The sequence below is a fragment of the Pseudomonas sp. NFIX49 genome (genome assembly GCF_900115915.1).
In the GTDB taxonomy this organism is placed as follows: domain Bacteria; phylum Pseudomonadota; class Gammaproteobacteria; order Pseudomonadales; family Pseudomonadaceae; genus Aquipseudomonas; species Aquipseudomonas pharyngis.
Genome location: NZ_FOYE01000004.1, coordinates 565,221 through 582,523 on the forward strand (window position 1 = coordinate 565,221; position 17,303 = coordinate 582,523).

12 protein-coding genes are annotated in these 17,303 nt (G+C 61.1%); 5 read left to right on the forward strand and 7 right to left on the reverse strand.

Features of this window, described 5'->3' with window-relative positions; translation table 11 throughout:
* Positions 1-71: 71 nt before the first annotated feature.
* The 6 genes from BMZ46_RS14405 to cbiE all read right to left on the reverse strand — a co-directional run bounded on the left by BMZ46_RS14405 (position 72) and on the right by cbiE (position 4,656).
* Positions 72-500 (reverse strand): DUF2946 domain-containing protein, encoded by a 429-nt coding sequence (locus BMZ46_RS14405; protein WP_074689675.1) that lies wholly within the window; start codon positions 498-500, stop codon positions 72-74.
* Between the two features lie 21 nt (positions 501-521).
* Positions 522-1,001: a copper chaperone PCu(A)C gene (locus BMZ46_RS14410; protein WP_074689676.1), complete on the reverse strand. Its 480-nt coding sequence runs from the start codon at positions 999-1,001 to the stop codon at positions 522-524.
* A gap of 48 nt (positions 1,002-1,049) precedes the next feature.
* Positions 1,050-1,451 carry a DUF2946 domain-containing protein gene (locus BMZ46_RS14415; protein WP_039772017.1) on the reverse strand — a complete coding sequence of 134 codons (402 nt, stop codon included), beginning with the start codon at positions 1,449-1,451 and terminating at the stop codon, positions 1,050-1,052.
* A gap of 187 nt (positions 1,452-1,638) precedes the next feature.
* Positions 1,639-2,358, reverse strand: coding sequence for a cobalt-precorrin-6A reductase (locus tag BMZ46_RS14420; RefSeq protein ID WP_074689677.1), 720 nt, complete (start codon positions 2,356-2,358; stop codon positions 1,639-1,641).
* Positions 2,355-3,452 carry a cobalt-precorrin-5B (C(1))-methyltransferase gene (locus BMZ46_RS14425; protein ID WP_074689678.1) on the reverse strand — a complete coding sequence of 366 codons (1,098 nt, stop codon included), beginning with the start codon at positions 3,450-3,452 and terminating at the stop codon, positions 2,355-2,357. Before BMZ46_RS14425 ends, BMZ46_RS14420 begins: the two co-directional genes overlap by 4 nt.
* On the reverse strand, positions 3,445-4,656 hold the full coding sequence (gene cbiE / locus BMZ46_RS14430) for a precorrin-6y C5,15-methyltransferase (decarboxylating) subunit CbiE (protein ID WP_074689679.1): 1,212 nt from the start codon (positions 4,654-4,656) through the stop codon (positions 3,445-3,447). Before cbiE ends, BMZ46_RS14425 begins: the two co-directional genes overlap by 8 nt.
* Positions 4,657-4,799: 143 nt before the next feature.
* On the opposite strand from cbiE, the gene cobG reads away from it, so the two are divergent.
* From cobG to BMZ46_RS14455, 5 genes are all read left to right on the forward strand, one after another.
* On the forward strand, positions 4,800-6,098 hold the full coding sequence (cobG, locus tag BMZ46_RS14435; protein ID WP_074689680.1) for a precorrin-3B synthase: 1,299 nt from the start codon (positions 4,800-4,802) through the stop codon (positions 6,096-6,098).
* Positions 6,091-6,717, forward strand: a complete 627-nt coding sequence (locus tag BMZ46_RS14440) for a precorrin-8X methylmutase (protein WP_011332253.1) — start codon at positions 6,091-6,093, stop codon at positions 6,715-6,717. The genes cobG and BMZ46_RS14440 overlap by 8 nt, the downstream gene beginning before the upstream one ends.
* The gene (locus BMZ46_RS14445) at positions 6,714-7,448 is read left to right on the forward strand and encodes a precorrin-2 C(20)-methyltransferase (RefSeq protein WP_371855313.1); all 735 of its coding nucleotides are present in this window, start codon (positions 6,714-6,716) and stop codon (positions 7,446-7,448) included. The genes BMZ46_RS14440 and BMZ46_RS14445 overlap by 4 nt, the downstream gene beginning before the upstream one ends.
* The gene (gene cobJ / locus BMZ46_RS14450; protein WP_074689682.1) at positions 7,448-9,151 is read left to right on the forward strand and encodes a precorrin-3B C(17)-methyltransferase; all 1,704 of its coding nucleotides are present in this window, start codon (positions 7,448-7,450) and stop codon (positions 9,149-9,151) included. The genes BMZ46_RS14445 and cobJ overlap by 1 nt, the downstream gene beginning before the upstream one ends.
* A gap of 331 nt (positions 9,152-9,482) precedes the next feature.
* Complete coding sequence (locus BMZ46_RS14455) at positions 9,483-16,634, forward strand: TcdA/TcdB pore-forming domain-containing protein (protein ID WP_074689683.1); 7,152 nt, start codon at positions 9,483-9,485, stop codon at positions 16,632-16,634.
* Between the two features lie 66 nt (positions 16,635-16,700).
* On the opposite strand, the gene BMZ46_RS14460 is transcribed toward BMZ46_RS14455, so the two are convergent.
* A complete protein-coding gene (locus BMZ46_RS14460; protein WP_007951032.1) occupies positions 16,701-17,297 on the reverse strand; it encodes a MarC family protein in 597 nt (198 codons plus the stop codon).
* Between the last annotated feature and the right edge of the window lie 6 nt (positions 17,298-17,303).

Genomic DNA, 17,303 nt, shown 5'->3' on the forward strand with positions numbered 1-17,303 from the left:
AAACAGTCGTAAACGACACGGCCGGCAGCCTGAAGCTGTCTTCTCAACCGTGTGCAATCAGCGGTGGGTGTTTACGCTGCGACGGGCGGGGCGCGGGTGCGGGCGCCGGGGAAAAAGGTCTGCCGGGCATGGCCCAGACGCGGGGAGGGTGGGGTGAAGGTGTTGACCAGTGGAATACTGAAGGTGGCGAAGCTGCCGCCGCCGGTCAGCGCCGGGCAGTTGAACAGCAGGCTGCAATAACCGCATTTTTCCCATAGCACATGGTGCGAGGATTGCGGCGGACAGTGTTCGGCGGTGGGTTGCGCGGTGTGCCCGGAGTGATCCATCCCCGCCATGTCCATCGGCATGGAGGTCGAGGCGTGCTGATCCATCGGCATCGACTGGGAAATCAGCGGGCCGATGAAAATCATCAACATGGCGAACAGGGCGATCCAGCTGCCGCGGGTCAGGTGTTCAGTCTGACGGCGTTGCAGGGAGGGCCTGGCGCTCAGGGGGCGCATGGGCGGAGTCTGCCGGAACGGTTACTGGGCGTGCGCGTGGGCTTGCGTGGCTTCCGGCGGCTTCTTCTGCACGGCAACTTCGACAGTCACGTCACCGGCCTTTTCGAAGTGCAGGGTCAGCGGGAAGCGCTTGCCGTCGGTCAACAGACTGCGGTCGGTCGGATTCATCAGCATCACGTGATAGGCCATCGGCGCGAAGGTCACGTTTCCACCGGCCGGAATGGCCACGTTCGGCACCTGTTGCATCTTCATCAGATCACCCTGCATCACGTGCTCGTGCAGTTCGGCCGTCGGGGCGATTGGGGAGTCGACGCTGAGCAGGCGGTCAGCCGTCTTGCCGGCGTTGTGAATGATGAAATACGCGGCAACGGTCGGCGCGTTCGGCGGCAGTTCCTGCGACCACGGGTGGGCGATTTCCAGCTCGCCGGCCTTGTATTCGTGGGCATGGGCGAAGCACGCCGGCAGCAACAGCGCAGCGATGACGATGAGTTTGTTCAACATGGCAGTTCTCCAGAACGATTTGAAACGCAGGTCAAATGCGGGAACAAATCAGACCAGAGGAGAGGCGCGGGGATTGAGGCTCGGCCATTGTTGGCGCGGTGTCGGAGTTTGCAGCAAGGCGGGGGCCACGCTGCGATTGCTTTCGTATTGAGCGAAATACAGCTGCGGCGAATGCCCCGGCAACGCCACCACCGGCGCCGATCCGGAACAGCACCAGCAATGCTGCATGGTCGAATGATTGTCACCACTCTGCGGCGCTTTCTGATCGAGGCTGCCGATGTCGATCGCCACCATCTTCGTCCCGCTGCCGGTGCAGAAACTGCTCCACAGCAACTGCTCGGCCGGCGTCTGCGCTGCCTGCGCCATCGCTCCCGTCAACGGCATGGCGAGCATGTTGAACAGCACTGCAAAGCAGGCGATCCAGGCAAATGCGAGCCGGTGTCGGTTCATGGGACAGATCCGTAGGGTGGGCGATCAGGCGCGGCTATTTAGCCTGATCAGGGCCGATAAGTAAAAAAGCGTCGTGCGGTTTGGTGTCGCAGCGCTCTTTCAAGAGAGTGTAGCGGCTCGAATTTGCATTGCATGGGACTTGCATCAACAACTGAAGCTATCGCGAGAGGAAAAAGCTCCGTCCCGATCAAGGTTTTTCAAGAGCCGAGATGACGTCATCAACCGTCGCAAATTCCCGATCGACCCTCGCCAACACCGGCCGCTTCAACACCATTACCGGCACCCCAAGCTCCCGCGCCACGTCCAGTTTCGGCTCGGTGGCGGTGCTGCCGCTGTTCTTGCTGATCAGCACGTCGATCTGCCGGCGTTCGAACAGTGCCCGCTCATCTTCCAGCAGAAACGGCCCGCGGGCGCCGATGACTTCGCAGCGTTCGTTGCCGGGGTAGACGTCGAGGGCGCGCAGGGTCCAGAACTGGTGCACAGGGATTTCGTCGAGGTGTTGCAGCGGTTCGCGGCCAAGGGTGAACAGGGGGCGGCGGAAGGGTTCGAGGGCGGTGATCAGTTCGGCCCAGTCGGCGACTTCGCGCCAGTCATCGCCCGGTTGCGGTTGCCACGCGGGGCGGCGCAGGGCCCAGCAGGGGATGCCGGTGAGTTGCGCGGCGGTGGCGGCGTTCCGGCTGATTTGCGCGGCGTACGGATGGGTCGCGTCGAGCAAAAGTGTGATGCCTTCAGCGCGAATGAACTGCGCCAGACCTTCGGCGCCACCGTAGCCGCCGACGCGCACCTGACACGTCAGATCGGTCGGCACCCGGCCGACGCCGGCCAGGCTGTAAATGTGTTCCGGCCCCAACGTGCGCGCGATGGCCAGCGCTTCAGTCACGCCGCCGAGCAACAAGATTCGCTTCATACAAAGGCTCCCGCATGGCCAACGATGCCGCCCTGACGATCAATCGCAAACACCTCGACCTGCACCTGCGCCGGCACCACGCTACGGGCGAATTCCAAAGCATGGCGGCAGACTTCATCGCCCAGCGCAACGCCCGCCGCACTGGCCATCGCCAATGCCTGCTGACTGGTGTTCGCCCCGCGAATGGCTTGCTGCAAATCGTCGTCGGCACCAATCGCCGCCGCCCATTCGGCCAGTTGCGGCAAGTCGATGCTCGAATGGCGCGAGTGCAGATCCATGTGCCCGGCCGCCAGTTTGCTGATCTTGCCGAAGCCGCCGCACAGGCTGAGTTTCTCCACAGGTACTTTGCGCAGGTGCTTGAGCACCGCGCCGACGAAGTCGCCCATTTCGATCAGGGCGATTTCCGGCAGGTTGTAGACCTGGCGCATGGTGTCTTCACTGGCGTTGCCGGTGCAGGCGGCGATGTGCAGGTAACCGTTGGTTTTCGCCACGTCGATGCCTTGATGGATCGAGGCAATGTACGCCGCACAGGAAAACGGCCGGACGATGCCGCTGGTGCCGAGGATCGACAGGCCGCCGAGAATGCCCAGACGCGGGTTCATGGTTTTCAGCGCCAGGGCTTCGCCGCCCTCGACATTGACCGTCACCTCAAAGCCGCCGCGATAGCCGGTTTCTTCGGCCAGCAAAGTCAGGTGATCGCTGATCATCTTGCGCGGCACCGGGTTGATCGCCGGTTCGCCGACGCCCAGCACCAGCCCCGGCCGAGTGACGGTGCCGACGCCTTTGCCGGCAATGAAGCGGATTCCCGGCTCGGCCATCAGCCGCACTCGCGAATAAAGCAGGGCGCCGTGAGTCACGTCCGGATCATCGCCCGCATCCTTGATGGTTCCGGCTTCGGCGCCGTCTTCGGTCAGCCGGCAGAACTCCAGACGCATCTGCACCTGCTTGCCCTTGGGCAACACGATCTGCACGGCATCCGCCACCACGCCGCCGAGCAGCAGACGGGCAGCGGCGAGGCTGGTGGCCGTGGCGCAGCTGCCGGTGGTCAGGCCGCTGCGCAGGGGCGCGGGTTGTTCGGCGGTTTCGTCACGCATCGAGGGGTTTGACCAGATCGAGCAGGGTAATCGGCAGGGCCTGGCGCCAGGTGTCGAACTCGCCCAGCGGCTGGGCTTGAGCGATGTGGATGCGGGTCAGCTCGCCGCCGTGGCGTTCGCGCCAGCTCATCAAGGTCATTTCACTTTGCAGGGTCACGGCGTTGGCCACCAGTCGGCCTCCGGGTTTGAGGTGTTCCCAGCAGGTGTCGAGCACCCCTTCGCGGGTCACGCCGCCGCCGATGAAAATCGCATCCGGTCGTTCCAGCCCGGCGAGCGCCTGCGGGGCGCTGCCGCGAATCAGTTGCAGGCCAGGAACGCCCAACGCATCGCGGTTGTGTTCGATCAATTGCTGGCGACCGTCGTCAGCCTCGATGGCCAGTGCGCGGCAGCTCGGGTGAGCGCGCATCCACTCGATGCCGATCGAACCGCTGCCGGCGCCGACGTCCCACAGCAGTTCGCCCGGGGTCGGGGCGAGACGGGCGAGGGTGATGGCGCGCACGTCGCGCTTGGTCAGTTGGCCGTCGTGCTCGAAGGCCGAGTCCGGCAGGCCGGCGAGACGCGACAGGCGTGGTGTCTGCGGATCGGCCAGGCACTCGATGGCGATCACGTTGAGGTCGGCAATGAGCGGATCGTTCCAGTCGTTGGCGGTGCTGTCGATCCGGCGTTCGGCGCTGCCGCCCAGATGCTCCAGGACGCTCAGGCGACTGGCGCCGAATCCGCGTTCACGCAGCAACGTGGCAACCGCCGCCGGGCTCTGGCCGTCATTGCTCAGCAGCAACAGGCGCACGCCGCTGAACAGTTGCGCATTGAGGGCGGCAAGAGGGCGGGCCACCAGCGATAACACGCTGACGTCCTGCAACGGCCAGCCCAGTCGGGCGGCCGCCAGCGAGCACGAAGACGGCGCCGGCAAAATCAGCATTTCGGCCCCCGGCACCTGCCGCGCCAGACTTGCGCCAACGCCGTAGAACATCGGATCACCGCTGGCCAGCACGCACACGGCTTCACCGCGACGCTCAAGAACCGGGGCCAGGGAGAACGGGCTCGGCCACAACTGGCGCTCGCCACGGATGCACACCGGCAACAGCTCCAGTTGACGCTGACCGCCGATGATCCGCGAAGCGCCCATCAAGGCGCGCCGGGCATTCTTGCCCAGGCCCTTGAAGCCGTCTTCACCGATTCCTACTACTGTCAGCCAGGGTGACATCTGTAGCCCTCAAAAAAGTGTCCGCAAACGCGCCGTTCCGACGGGCAGACTTTTCATGCCGTCGGACAAAGCAGGCATAATACCGCGCCTTCGCCCGCGAAGCGCCTTTCCCACAGAGCTGCCAGCCCTTGAACGAACGTCCGATGTCCAACGCCATACGCCCCTCGGCCTGCCCGGGGTTGCTGCGTATCGTCCAGGCGCTGGATGGCGGTATCTGCCGGATCAAGCTCGATGGCGGTTCGATCACCGCCGATCAGGCCGATGCAGTGGCCAATGCCGCCGAGGGGTTTGCCGGCGGGGCGATCGAGGCGACCAATCGGGGCAATCTGCAGATACGCGGGATTGGCGAGCAGTCCGCCGCGCTGATCGACAGCCTGCTGGCCGCCGGTCTCGGGCCGCGAACCGCAGCGGGCGACGATGTGCGCAACCTGATGCTCAGCCCCGCCGCCGGCATTGACCGACAGATGCGCTTCGATACCCGTCCATTGGCCGGGCAGATCCTCGAGACCCTGCAAAGCCATCCGCGCTTCCATGAGTTGAGCCCCAAGTTCGCCGTGCAACTGGATGGCGGTGAAGCGCTGGCGATGCTCGAACATCCCCATGATCTGTGGTTGTCGGCATTCGAAGATCGCGGCGACACGCTGCTGGCGTTCGGCCTGGCGGGTTGTCCGACGGATCGACCGCTGGCGGCTGTGGCGCTTGCGCACGGACATGCGCTAGTGGTCGCGGTGCTGGAGTTGTTCCTCGAACTGGCCCGTCCGGAGCAGACGCGAATGCGCCATCTGCTGGATGAATGCCCGGCGCCGGTTTTCCTGGAAAAGCTCGGTCAGCGGATCAATCTGAAGTCAGCCGCTGATTGGCAGCGCGAAGCCGGACCGGAAGGTTTGCACCTCGGCATCCATCCTCAGCCATCGGCTGGTCAGGTCTATGTCGGTGCCGCACCGGCGCTCGGCCGCCTTGATCCGGACATGCTGCGTGGTGCCGCGCAACTGGCCAGAACCTTCGGTGATGGCATCCTGCGTTTCACCCCTTGGCAGAGTCTGTTGTTGCCCGATGTGCGGGAAGCCGATGCGGTTCAAGTGCTCGACGAATTGAGCAAGCTGAACCTGCTGACCCATGTCGAAGATCCCTTGGCGCAACTGATCGCCTGCACCGGCTCCAAAGGCTGCGGCAAAGGCCTGGCCGACACCAAACACGATGCCCGCCGGCTGGCGACGCTGTTGCCACATGCCGTGGATGTGCACCTGTCCGGCTGCCCTCGCTCTTGCGCCGCCGCGCATCGGGCTGTGGTGACTTTGCTGGCAGTCGGCCCCGGTCATTACGACCTCTATTTTCGCGATGCAGCGCTGCCCGGTTTCGGCGCGCTGCACGCTCACAACCTTACTATCGAAGCGGCGGCGAAATTGCTCGCCGCCCGCTCACGGAGCCCCCTTGATGCTTGATTACATCCGCGACGGTCAGGAGATCTATCGCAACTCCTTCGCGATCATTCGCAGCGAGGCCAATCTGGCTCGCATCCCGGCCGACCTGGAAAAACTCGCGGTGCGGGTGATCCACGCCTGCGGCATGGTCGAGGCCATCGACGGGCTGCAATTCTCCGAAGGCGCCGGCAAGGCCGGGCGCGATGCGCTGGCCGCCGGTGCGCCGATCCTGTGCGATGCGCGGATGGTTTCCGAGGGCGTGACCCGTGCGCGCCTGCCGGCCAACAACCAAGTGATCTGCACCCTGCGCGATGACAGCGTGCCAGAGCTGGCGCGCGAGCTGGGCAACACTCGCTCGGCAGCGGCACTGGAACTGTGGCGTCCGCATCTGGAAGGCAGCGTGGTGGTGATCGGCAACGCGCCGACCGCGCTGTTCTATCTGCTGGAAATGCTCGACGCCGGCGCCCCGAAACCGGCGCTGATCCTCGGCTTCCCGGTGGGCTTCGTCGGCGCCGCCGAATCCAAGGCCGAGCTGGCTGCCAACAGCCGTGGCGTGCCGTTCGTGATCATGCAGGGCCGCCTCGGCGGCAGCGCCATGGCCGCCGCTGCGGTCAATGCCCTCGCCACGGAGATCGAATGATGCAGGCTAAAGGACGTTTGATTGGCCTGGGCGTCGGCCCCGGTGATCCGGAACTGATTACCGTCAAGGCCCTGCGCCTGCTGCGCGAGTCGCCAGTGGTGGCGTACTTCGTGGCCAAGGGCAAGAAGGGCAACGCCTTCGGCATCATCGAAGCGCACCTGCAGGACGCGCAGAACCTGCTGCCGCTGGTGTACCCGGTGACCACCGAAGTGCTGCCGGCGCCGCTGTCCTACGAGCAAGTGATCAGCGATTTCTACGATGACGCGGCGCAGGAAGTGGCCGCGCATCTGAATGCCGGCCGCGACGTGGCGGTGATCTGCGAGGGTGATCCGTTCTTCTACGGCTCCTACATGTACCTGCACGATCGTCTCGCCGGCCGCTATGAAGCCGAAGTGGTGCCGGGCGTCTGCTCGATGCTCGGCGGCGCTTCGGTGCTGGGCGCACCGCTGGTGTATCGCAATCAGAGCCTGTCGGTGCTGTCCGGCGTGCTGCCTCACGATGAACTCAAGCGCCGTCTGGCCGATGCCGACGCTGCGGTGATCATGAAGCTGGGGCGCAACTTTCCAAAAGTGCGCGACGTGTTGGCAGAGCTGGGCCTGGCCGAGCGTGCGCTGTATGTCGAGCGGGCGACCATGGCCAACCAGAAAATCGTGCCACTGGATGAGGTCGAGCCGATGTCGTCGCCGTACTTCTCGCTGATCATTGTGCCCGGCGAACGGTGGCAAGGCTGATGACTCATTCCACACCGGCCATCGTCATTCTCGGCCAGGGCGCGCTGGACACGGCCCGTCGCCTTCAGCAGGTCTATCCGGGCGCAAAGATTCACGGGCTCAATGGGCGCGTCGAAGGCGCCGACCTGACTTACAGCGAGTTCGGCGCAACCCTGCGCGAGCTGTATAAACAGGACACGCCGATCATTGCCCTGTGCGCGGCGGGCATTGTCATCCGCACGCTGGCGCCGCTGTTGCTAGAGAAAGGCGCCGAACCACCGGTGCTCGCCGTGGCGGAAGACGGCAGCGCCGTGGTGCCGCTGCTCGGTGGCCTCGGTGGGGTGAACGTCATGGCTCGCGAGATTGCGGCTGCACTTGAAGTGGCAGCGGCGATCACCACCAGCGGCGAGTTGCGTTTCGGCACTTGCCTGCTCAATCCTCCCGGCGGTTATGCCCTTGGCGATCTGGAGCAGGGCAAACGCTTCGTGTCCGATCTGCTCGCCGGCCACAGCGTGCGCATCGACGGTGCCGCGCCGTGGCTTGAGCAGGCGCAACTGCCGGAAGATCCACAGGCGCAGCGCTCGATTCATGTGGGCAGCGATGCCCGCGCGGCGAGCGCCAGTGAGTTGCTGATTTATCCACGCAGTGTGGCGGTGGCGGTCGCTGCCGATGTGGCCGGTCTGCCGGATGCGATTCGCGATGCGTTGCAGCAGGCCGGTGTAGCGATTCAATCGCTGGCCTGTCTGGTGGCGGCTGATACTCAGATGGCCAGTCCGGCGTTGCGTGAAGCCGCGCTTGAACTGGCTGTGCCGTTGCGCTTTGTGGCGCCGGTGAGTGACATCGGTGAGCTGGTTCGCGATGCAGTCCCCGACGCTCGAATCATCACAACATCCCGCGACATTGCCATCGCCGTGGCCGAACAGCCGCTGGATGTTTCGCAGGTCGGCCGTCCACGCGGACGTCTGGCCGTCATCGGCCTCGGCCCGGGCGCGGCAGAGCTGATGGTGCCGGCGGTGAAAGCCGAACTGGCCCGCGCCACCGATGTTCTGGGTTATGAAACCTACGTGCGCATGGCCGGCCCGTTCCGCGACGATCAGGTGCAGCATTGCACCGACAACCGCGAAGAAATGCAGCGTGCCCGTCACGCCTTCAGGCTGGCCGCTCAGGGGCGTTCGGTGATTGTGGTTTCGTCGGGCGATCCGGGCGTGTTCGCCATGGCGGCGGCAGTGCTCGAAGCGTTGCACGAGTCGACGGACCCGGCGTGGCACAGCGTCGATCTGGAAATCCTGCCGGGTGTATCCGCTTCACTTGCTACCGCTGCTCAGGCCGGTGCACCCCTGGGCCACGACTTCTGCGTGATGTCGCTGTCGGACAACCTCAAACCGTGGTCGATCATCGAAAAACGTCTGGATCTGGCCGCCGAAGCGGATCTGGCATTGGCGTTCTACAACCCGATCTCCCGTGCCCGTCCCTGGCAGTTGGGGCGCGCGCTGGAAATTGTCGCGCAACACCGTGTGCCGCAAACACCGGTGGTGCTGGGCCGTGATATTGGTCGTCCGGGGCAGACGCTGCGGGTGACGACCCTTGGCGCATTGACACCGGAGCAGGTGGACATGCGTACGATGGTGCTGATTGGTTCGTCCACCACCTGCACCTTCCCTCGTACCGAGGGCGGAGGGTGGGTGTATACGCCGCGTTGGTATGGTGAGAAGCCGGTCAGTTGATCACGGTGTGGTTGCCAGTTGTTGCAGCCGCTTATAGATATAAATAACAGGGCCTCGAATAAAAGTTCGCGGCCCTGTCTGTTTTTGTCTGGGTTGCAGGTGTTCGTACTTGATGATTGTTAAATTTTCTCTATGGGTGTTGTTGGATATTTCTGTAGAAATTCTTTGAATGGCTTCCTGTTTGTTTGTGAGATTTTTTTGTACTAGTTTTCCGTTCTGAAGTTGTGAGGGTTGATTTTTATTTGCCATGAGCTGGATATTTCTGGCGAGGTTTTTCTGTGTTCGATGGTTTTTTTGTGCAGGTCATTGAATATTTCAAGGAAGGTTGTTTATGCAGGATTCGAAAGTTAAAGCTGCAAGTGTTGGATATTTGGATTTTGTCAATTTGTTCAAGTTGAGTGATCTTGAACAAGCACTGCTGCCGTACAAAAACACCCGGCAATATGATGTTGCCATTCGTTATTATTTTGCCTGCAGCGCTTTGCTTGAATCATCGCGGCTGCGAAATCCGCTGGCGCTGTTCAAACAGGCTCTGGAGGATCTGGAGGATCTGGAAAAGCACCGCGTGCGCCGCGAAACGGAGCAAGAGGAGGCAAACCATTCCGATTCGGATTCGCCCCTGACACTTTCACAAATAAAAGAAAAGCTTGCAAACTTTCAGTCTAATATTCTTTCCAGTGTCGAGAAAGTTAATGCACCGGCGACGCAAGTGCCGAAGATTTTGCACTTTGTGTGGTTGGGTGGAGGCATTGGCGAGATTCAACGCGATTACATTAATCTCTGGAAGCAAGTACTGGTCGGGCAGGGGTATAAAATCAATCTCTGGTATGACAGTGATGCAATGCTTGTCCATCAGACTACTCGCCTTATTGTCGAAGCCGCCAAAGTGCATGCAATGCAGCATGGTGGAGTTGACAGCACCACGGAAGAGAGGCTCGGAGAGGCATATGTAACTCGAGCCATTGTTCTGAAACAGCAAATGTTTGCTCATGTCAATGAGGCCGTTGAAAGCGGTATGTCTGCCGACACTGCCAGGGTGCAATTGTTGAGCAAAGCGTATGGTCAGCAGGAAAAGGATCTGCAATCTCTTAAAGAGCGCAATTTGCAGAGCCTGCAGGCGGTGGCAGGTGGCGATTTGCAGTTGCGCGATTTGGCCGGCGCCTCGCAACCTATGCAATTGCAAGACATTTACGATCGGGAAATGCGCTTGCGCGGCAATCTGGCCGCCGGTTCCGATGTTGTGCGGCTAGAGGTACTGGAGCCAGAAGGCGGAATATATTCGGACGTCGACAATCTTCCGCCGTTGTTGAAGGTGTTGGGGGGGGTGGATATCAGCAAGCTCGGCACGAATGCCGAGCTTGGCATCACTCAACTGCTGTTGGATCACAACCCACACTGGATGCCCGGACGTCAGGCATTGCGCAGTCGTTACAAGAATTATGGCCACTACATCCCCGAGGAACATCGTGCAGCGCTGGAGTCTTTTGCCAAAAGCGCGCCGGATTTGAGTCAAGTCTTCCAGGCACCGAGCGACCTGTTGGCACGCCCCTACATGCTGCGTGCCGTGGCTGAAATGGGTTCAGTGACCAACGCTTATCTGATGGCTCATCCGGGTGCGCCGATGCTGCAGTCAGTGAAGGAGTGCCTGGGCTTTAACTATGCAGTGATCGACTCGGTAGACATGGCCGCAGCGGCCAAAGGTTCAGCACCAGGAGACACCGATGCCAACTACGAGCTGGCGATTGTCGAGATCGAGCGCCGACTCGGGCCTTTAAGCGCATTGCCTAACATGCAAGAGTCGGCAATGTATCGGTTGGCGGTCTCTATCGCCGAGTATCACAGCGACGGTATCCGTCCGAAAAAAGAGGTAACGATTTTCCTGACCGGTCCAGGGGCTATGCGCCGGGGTATGCAGGACTATGAGCGGGCTCATTTCACGCCCAGTGAGGCCGCCGCTTTACATAATGAGGTGGGCATCGAACCGGGAGGTGTGGTCACTCGTTCGAGCGAGGAGGAACAGGATCACTCCTGGAAAGACAACGAAAGCGATCTCGATCAGTGGGTAAAAAATGAAAAACAACGTTGGCATGACGGCCAATACAAAACCCGCTATGCAGGCGACATCGACGAGTTGCTGAAACACACGACCCTCGAATTCGAGCTGGGCTGGCCAGTTATCGAGGGGCGTCATGTGCTCAATACCGACTTGTTGCAACGCATGGCCGAGCGCCTTGGACAGTCTTTTTCCAAGGCGATGATGAGCTGCCAGGACGGCAAGGTTGTGTTCGCCGACAGGCTGCCGCTCAACTTCGAGCATCGTCAGGCCATCCGCAATCAGGACATTCGCCTCCGGCCCCCCGCATCCTTGAGCACTCAGTCTACTCAGGGGCTCGCGCTGGATGAACTGTTGATCGGTCTTGGCAAGGGGACCTGGCAGCTTGCGCACCTCAGTCCGTTGCAGCGTTTGACGATAGGCGCTTTGCTGGGAGCCGAATCGCTGGATGATCAAAGTTTTTCTGCACTGAGCGGTGCAATGGACAATTTGACCAACAGCCTGAGTGAGCGTGGGACGTCCGGGCGCTATGCGGCGATCGAACAGCAACTCTATCGGCGCCTGGCGCCAGCCTTTGTAACGGCCATGGCGAGTGTCGACGATGGCTTTTCGTTGCTTTCGGTCAATGCGCTGAGTCTGAAGAAGGACGCGTTGGCCAAGGCTGTGACGCTGGCCGACTGGGGGCGTCAGGTGGCACAGATCCAACGGCTGGCCATTCAGGAACATCGCGAACAGGTCCAGTTGAAGGTGGAGCAGGTGCTCGATCAGTTCGACGCTGGCACCGTAAAACTGGTGCCTCAGGATTTGTTGATGCACGGGCCGGGTGACAGGGCTGCGGGGCGCTGTTTTCCACTGGCATTGGCGATGAGTGCTGCCCTCACCCAGGGCGAGGGCTCGACCCGACAATTGCGCGAGCGGTTTTACCTGGCGGTGCTGCAGCCGGAGCACTCAGATTCGAGGGCCTTTCTGGGGGCGCTGGAGGAATTGCGTGGGGTGAAAGTCGCAGAGGTGGGCACGGCGCTCGGGCGGGTCGATATGGACAGGGTGGTCGCTACCCTCGAGGAGTCCGCCGGTACCCGAACCCTGATGCTCAACTCGGACAACCACTCGATGCTGGTGGCGCGGAGTTTCAACGGTGTGGCGCACATTTACCACTTCTACGATCCGAACTTCGGCCTGTTCGAATTTGACAACCAGGTGACCTTCAAAACGGCCCTGAATCGGTTTTTCAGGCTCGCAGGCATAGCCCGTCATTACGCGCTGTACGGGAAACCAGACCGACCGTTGTTCGATCTGATCGATGTGCAGGGTGAGAAAGTTGCCGATGTGGACCTGTCGAATGGCACCAAGGTGAATCAGTTGTTCAAGGATGAGCCGTTACCGGACACGCCATTCAGATCCATCCGCCAGCGGCTGAACAGTGCTCACGGCCAATCTCTGGTGGAAAATCCGCGCCTGGGCAAAGCTTTGCTGTCTGCGGACAATGACTGGTGGGCCGAGCAGATTGCCGACGTCACTTCACGCTTGCAGGAGGGCCATGACTCGGTGTCGCCTCTGGTGCCGTTGTTCGACTCGCTGGAAGTGACGTCAGAGGGCAGCTATCGGGTGAGTATGATTGATCCGAAAAGTGGCGAGGTGGTCGCCACGGTCCTCAGCCAGGATGATCGCCTGCTGCGGATCAGGAACTATCTGACGGAACTGTTCTCGGCGCTCGGTGGCAAACGTAGGGTGGACATCGGGGCAGACGCCACCGAGGCTGCGGCAGTACATACGCTGAATGCCGGTTTTGCGGTGCAGGCGTTGATGAGTGCATTGCGCGGGCGCGAAGGCGCAGACCGCACAATGACCACTGCTGTGCAGTGGCACGCCTACGTCAATTACGCGCAACTGGTGCATGGCAACGCAGTTGATGTGGCAGGTCTGATCAGCCTGGTGCAAGCCGCGTTGCGCGATGAAAAACTGATCGCCCGCACCAGTGCAAAGGTGGTCGGCGAAGCTCTCGAGCCATTGAGCGGCAGCACCTTCGGTACCGTGGCCGGACATGTGGCCAACGAGGGTATCGGTGCCGTGCTGGGCCTGGCCAATGTCGGATTCGATATTTATCAGGTGGCGACGGCCCGCAACGATGTCGAAACGGTTACCTATTCTACTCAGTTGGCCTTTGACGCCAGCAGCCTGGCCCTGACCGGTGCGGGACTGGGTGCCGCACTTGCCGGAGCAGGAACGGCGGCAGCGGTGCTGGGGGGCGCGGGGGTGATCCTGGGTGGCCTGGCGGTGGGCGTGGCGGCGCTGGCGCAGAACTTCGCAACGATCGCCGAAGAAGCGAAAGCGGTCGGACTGTTTTTTGCGGAGCTTGAGGACGCTCATCACGGGGCTGGATATCGCTACAGCGGCGAGCAAGGTGCCTGGTTGCCACGACCGTCTCTGATTTTCAATGCAGTGGATCTGGGCACCGGAAAGCTCTCGCTCGACAGCACCCGCCTGTATCCATTGCGCGATCATTTCGGCGTGCCGGAATTCGAGGTCGACTACTCACGAGCCATTCATCTGAGCAATGAACTGGGCTACCCGACCGAAATGAAGTTCGCACCACCGGCCGGGCAAGCCATTGTCCTGCCGGGTACGCCAATGACCTGCTACCGATACGAGTATCAGATCCTGCCATTTGCATCGCAGCGCCACGACAAGGGCTTTGATATTGCCCGGCGTCTGGAAAAGAAAAAAGCGGACGGTCAGTGGCTCTTTCTTTTTTCGTTCTATTCGTTTCCCAGCCACTACATCGTCCATCGGATGTATCCCGATTACCGGCCGACCCAGATCAGCGTCACACTCGACGCCCAGGCGCGAAAGTTGATCGTGCCGGTGATTCCGAAAACCTGGCATGAGCAGATCAGCTACCGGATTCAGGGTGGAGGAAACACATGCACACTGGTGCTCAACCCTGGTGTCAACGTCGAGCTGACGTCATTGGGTAATCAGAAGGACCGCTGGATCATTGCCGCACCGTGGGCCGTCGAGAAGGATATTGTGTTCGGCAGCGACGGGCAGTTCAGTATCAAGGGTTGCCAGTTCAAGGTCACGGCGGTCAACACGCCGGAAATATCCCTGATGATCGAAAATGGCCGAATCTTCAGAATCGCAGGCACCAAACAGCTTGAGTTGCAATTGCTCGAGGAGCAGGCGCCCAAAGGGCTGGACGACCAGATCCTGCAGGATCATCTGCATGCGCTGGCGCGGGCTCATCGACTGGCGTTGCGCTATACACCGATCCACGACTACCTGATTCCATTCGAGAACATCGAAGCACCCCGTTATACCAATGCCTGGTACGACGCCGTGGAGGACCGGATTCTGTATATCCGCAACGATGAGTTCTTCAGCGAAGACAAACAGTTGTCGCTGGTGACTGGCGACACGGTGTTCTTCCATGATCCGAATGAATACGACATTTGCCAGGTCGATGCCGACACAGGGCTGCTCAGCCACCGCTATCGCTTGATGTTCCGGTTCGAGGGTCTCAGCACAATTCGCAGTGTGGAGGCCGATGAACAGGGGGTTGTCCATGTGGTGCAGGAGTATGCCCGTCAGGACGGCACAATCGAGCGCCTGAACTATCTGATCCACAAGGGTGAACTGTGGCTGAGCTCGATCACCCGTGGACTCGAGCCGACTTTCGAGGCCTTGCTCGATGACCGAAAGGCTTTGACTGACTGGGCGCCGTTGCTCGGTGATTGGGTGGAACACAAACCGGTTCTGACTGACAGAGGGTTTGCCACGGTCGACTGGCAGCTCGCGTCTTACGTTTCGATTTGCTGGAAGATTGAAGAGAACGCCCGGGACATGGCTTGGGTTCGCACCCGCGACAATCTGATCATACGCCCGGTACCGCGCCGTCACCGTGACCGCGGATGGCCGGACTCGATCCAGAATCTGAAGGAATTGATGTTGCTGCCGCTGGCCGATGACAGCGATGTATTTGTCATCTACGACCGCCGATTCCAGAAGTTGTGTCGGGTTCAGTTGACCATGACGCAGGGACAGGGACAGGGCCAATGGTCGCACGATTGGGTGCAGCCCGAGCGCCTGAAGCAGGTGACGGCTGAGCACAACGGTTATCAGGCACGGACCGAGGACGGATTGTCGTTCGAAATCGGCACTGACGGTAACGTGCGTTTTGCGGGTCTGGCCGAGCCATGGCTCAAGGGGCGCAGGCATTGGTGGCTGGCGCTCGAAGCCGTAGCCCGGCAGCACGCTGTCGAGCAATTCTCGATTGTCGGGGTTGCCAACGCTACCGGCGATGCGCGGTTGCATGCCTGGTACGTGGATAACCGGGTGTTGTTGTGTGACGCGCCACAGACGCAGATTCGGTTGCTCGGTATGACGCCGGACAATCAGTCGGCATGGTTGTTCGAACCCGAGGGGGGCGAGATCTGGCGCCAGACCTTTATCGATACGCAGCAACTTGAGCAGGCGTTCGCAGAGGGGACGCAATTGTTGCACGCCCGGATGCTGCCCAGGCCGGAGCGCCAATGGACGGCGTGGCGATTTACCGACGTGCGGATTGTCGGTGCTGGCCTTTTGGGCACAACGCAGGAAGGGGTGGTGCTGCAACTGCAGTACCTGGAGCCACCATTGATCAGCGGAGTACAGCACGATTGGCTGGCAGCTCATGGCGAGCATTTGATCAGCGACCTGCAGGCCTTGCTGGAAACCGAAGACCACCGCCCGTTCATTTCGCTCGCGACCCAGGATGCCAGTTTGCAGTGGTATATCGCTGACAGTGCGCGGGTGATCCGGATCCCTGCCGTGGATCTCCCGGTGGATTTCGAGCTGCTGGGCGCCCGACGGCATACCGATCTGGTGTTGCATGAGCCGCTGGAGCGAGTCGTTCAGGGCTATCCGAGCATGCGCCAGATCAAACCACTGGATTATGTCGAGCGCACGGGCGACGTGCTGGTACTCGAAGGGCAGGTGGATGCGTACGATCCTCTGCCGCTGATTCCGGACGACGTGCGTACGCTCGTCCTGCGGGTGGGGCGTGGCTCGATGAAATGGGTACTGGCCGAGGCGCTCATGCGCAAACTCGACTCATTGGTGGTTGACTGTCGTTATCCGCTGGGTGTCCGCCCGCAGGTCATGAGCCGCTTGATCCTGACGCTGGACGATCCACAGAGGCTGGAGGTGGCGATAGTCGAGGATCATCTGATTGTGATCGACCCGGACAGTGGACATTGCGTGTTGGTACGCCATGCGGATGCGCAGGATCTGGCTTTGCGTGGTGATGCCGTGCTGGAGGTCACAGGCCTGCGTCCGTGCCAGGTGTCGACACTGGTGCGCTGGCTCAAGGCGCGCAAGGATGGAGGCGATAGTGTGACGCTGAAAGGCTTGATCGATCAGGCAAGCAAGAAAACCGTCGAGCCTGTCGGTTGATGGATTGGGAGCACTGACGAAAAAAGACCGCCGACGTTACCGTCGGCGGTCTTTTCGTTTCAGGGTTCAAGGCACCAGATAGCCTTTGACCCCGGTAAAGATGATCTGCGCTGCCAGTGCGCACACGAACAGCCCCATCAGTCGGCTGACGATCTGCAAGCCTTGATCACCGAGAATCCGCTCGATGCGGTTCGACAGATAAAGCACGACACCCACGGTAAAGCTGGCGAGGGCGATGCTCATGATCGCAAACAGCTTGTCGTCCCAGTGCGGCTGGCTGACGCCCATCACCAATAGCGCACCGATGGTGCCGGGGCCGACGGTCAGCGGAATGGTCAGCGGAACAATCGTCACGTCCTGCTGCACGTTGTCGGTCTGCACGGCCGACTTGCCCTGCGCCATGCCCAGCGCCGAAATGAACAGCACACTGCCGGCGCCGATGCGGAAGGCGTCCACCGTGATGCCGAACACATCGAAAATCACCCGCCCGAACAGATACAGCAACACGCTCGAGACCAGCGTGGCAACCGCCACTTTCCAGGCCAGGCGGCGTTGTTCCTTGCGCGAATAACCGCGGGTCAGGCTGATGAAGCAGGACAACACGAAGAACGGGCTGTAGAGCACCAGCATCTTCAGGTAAACACTGAATAACACGTGGAGCATGGCGCG

Bases quoted from the DNA above. Each gene is read 5' to 3' on its own strand.
- BMZ46_RS14455 (WP_074689683.1), top strand. From the start codon at position 9,483: ATGCAGGATTCGAAAGTTAAAGCTGCAAGTGTTGGATATTTGGATTTT.
- BMZ46_RS14405 (WP_074689675.1), bottom strand. From the start codon at position 500: ATGCGCCCCCTGAGCGCCAGGCCCTCCCTGCAACGCCGTCAGACTGAA.
- BMZ46_RS14440 (WP_011332253.1), top strand. From the start codon at position 6,091: ATGCTTGATTACATCCGCGACGGTCAGGAGATCTATCGCAACTCCTTC.
- cobJ (WP_074689682.1), top strand. From the start codon at position 7,448: ATGACTCATTCCACACCGGCCATCGTCATTCTCGGCCAGGGCGCGCTG.
- BMZ46_RS14415 (WP_039772017.1), bottom strand. From the start codon at position 1,451: ATGAACCGACACCGGCTCGCATTTGCCTGGATCGCCTGCTTTGCAGTG.
- BMZ46_RS14410 (WP_074689676.1), bottom strand. From the start codon at position 1,001: ATGTTGAACAAACTCATCGTCATCGCTGCGCTGTTGCTGCCGGCGTGC.
- BMZ46_RS14420 (WP_074689677.1), bottom strand. From the start codon at position 2,358: ATGAAGCGAATCTTGTTGCTCGGCGGCGTGACTGAAGCGCTGGCCATC.
- cobG (WP_074689680.1), top strand. From the start codon at position 4,800: ATGTCCAACGCCATACGCCCCTCGGCCTGCCCGGGGTTGCTGCGTATC.
- BMZ46_RS14460 (WP_007951032.1), bottom strand. From the start codon at position 17,297: ATGCTCCACGTGTTATTCAGTGTTTACCTGAAGATGCTGGTGCTCTAC.
- BMZ46_RS14445 (WP_371855313.1), top strand. From the start codon at position 6,714: ATGATGCAGGCTAAAGGACGTTTGATTGGCCTGGGCGTCGGCCCCGGT.
- cbiE (WP_074689679.1), bottom strand. From the start codon at position 4,656: ATGTCACCCTGGCTGACAGTAGTAGGAATCGGTGAAGACGGCTTCAAG.
- BMZ46_RS14425 (WP_074689678.1), bottom strand. From the start codon at position 3,452: ATGCGTGACGAAACCGCCGAACAACCCGCGCCCCTGCGCAGCGGCCTG.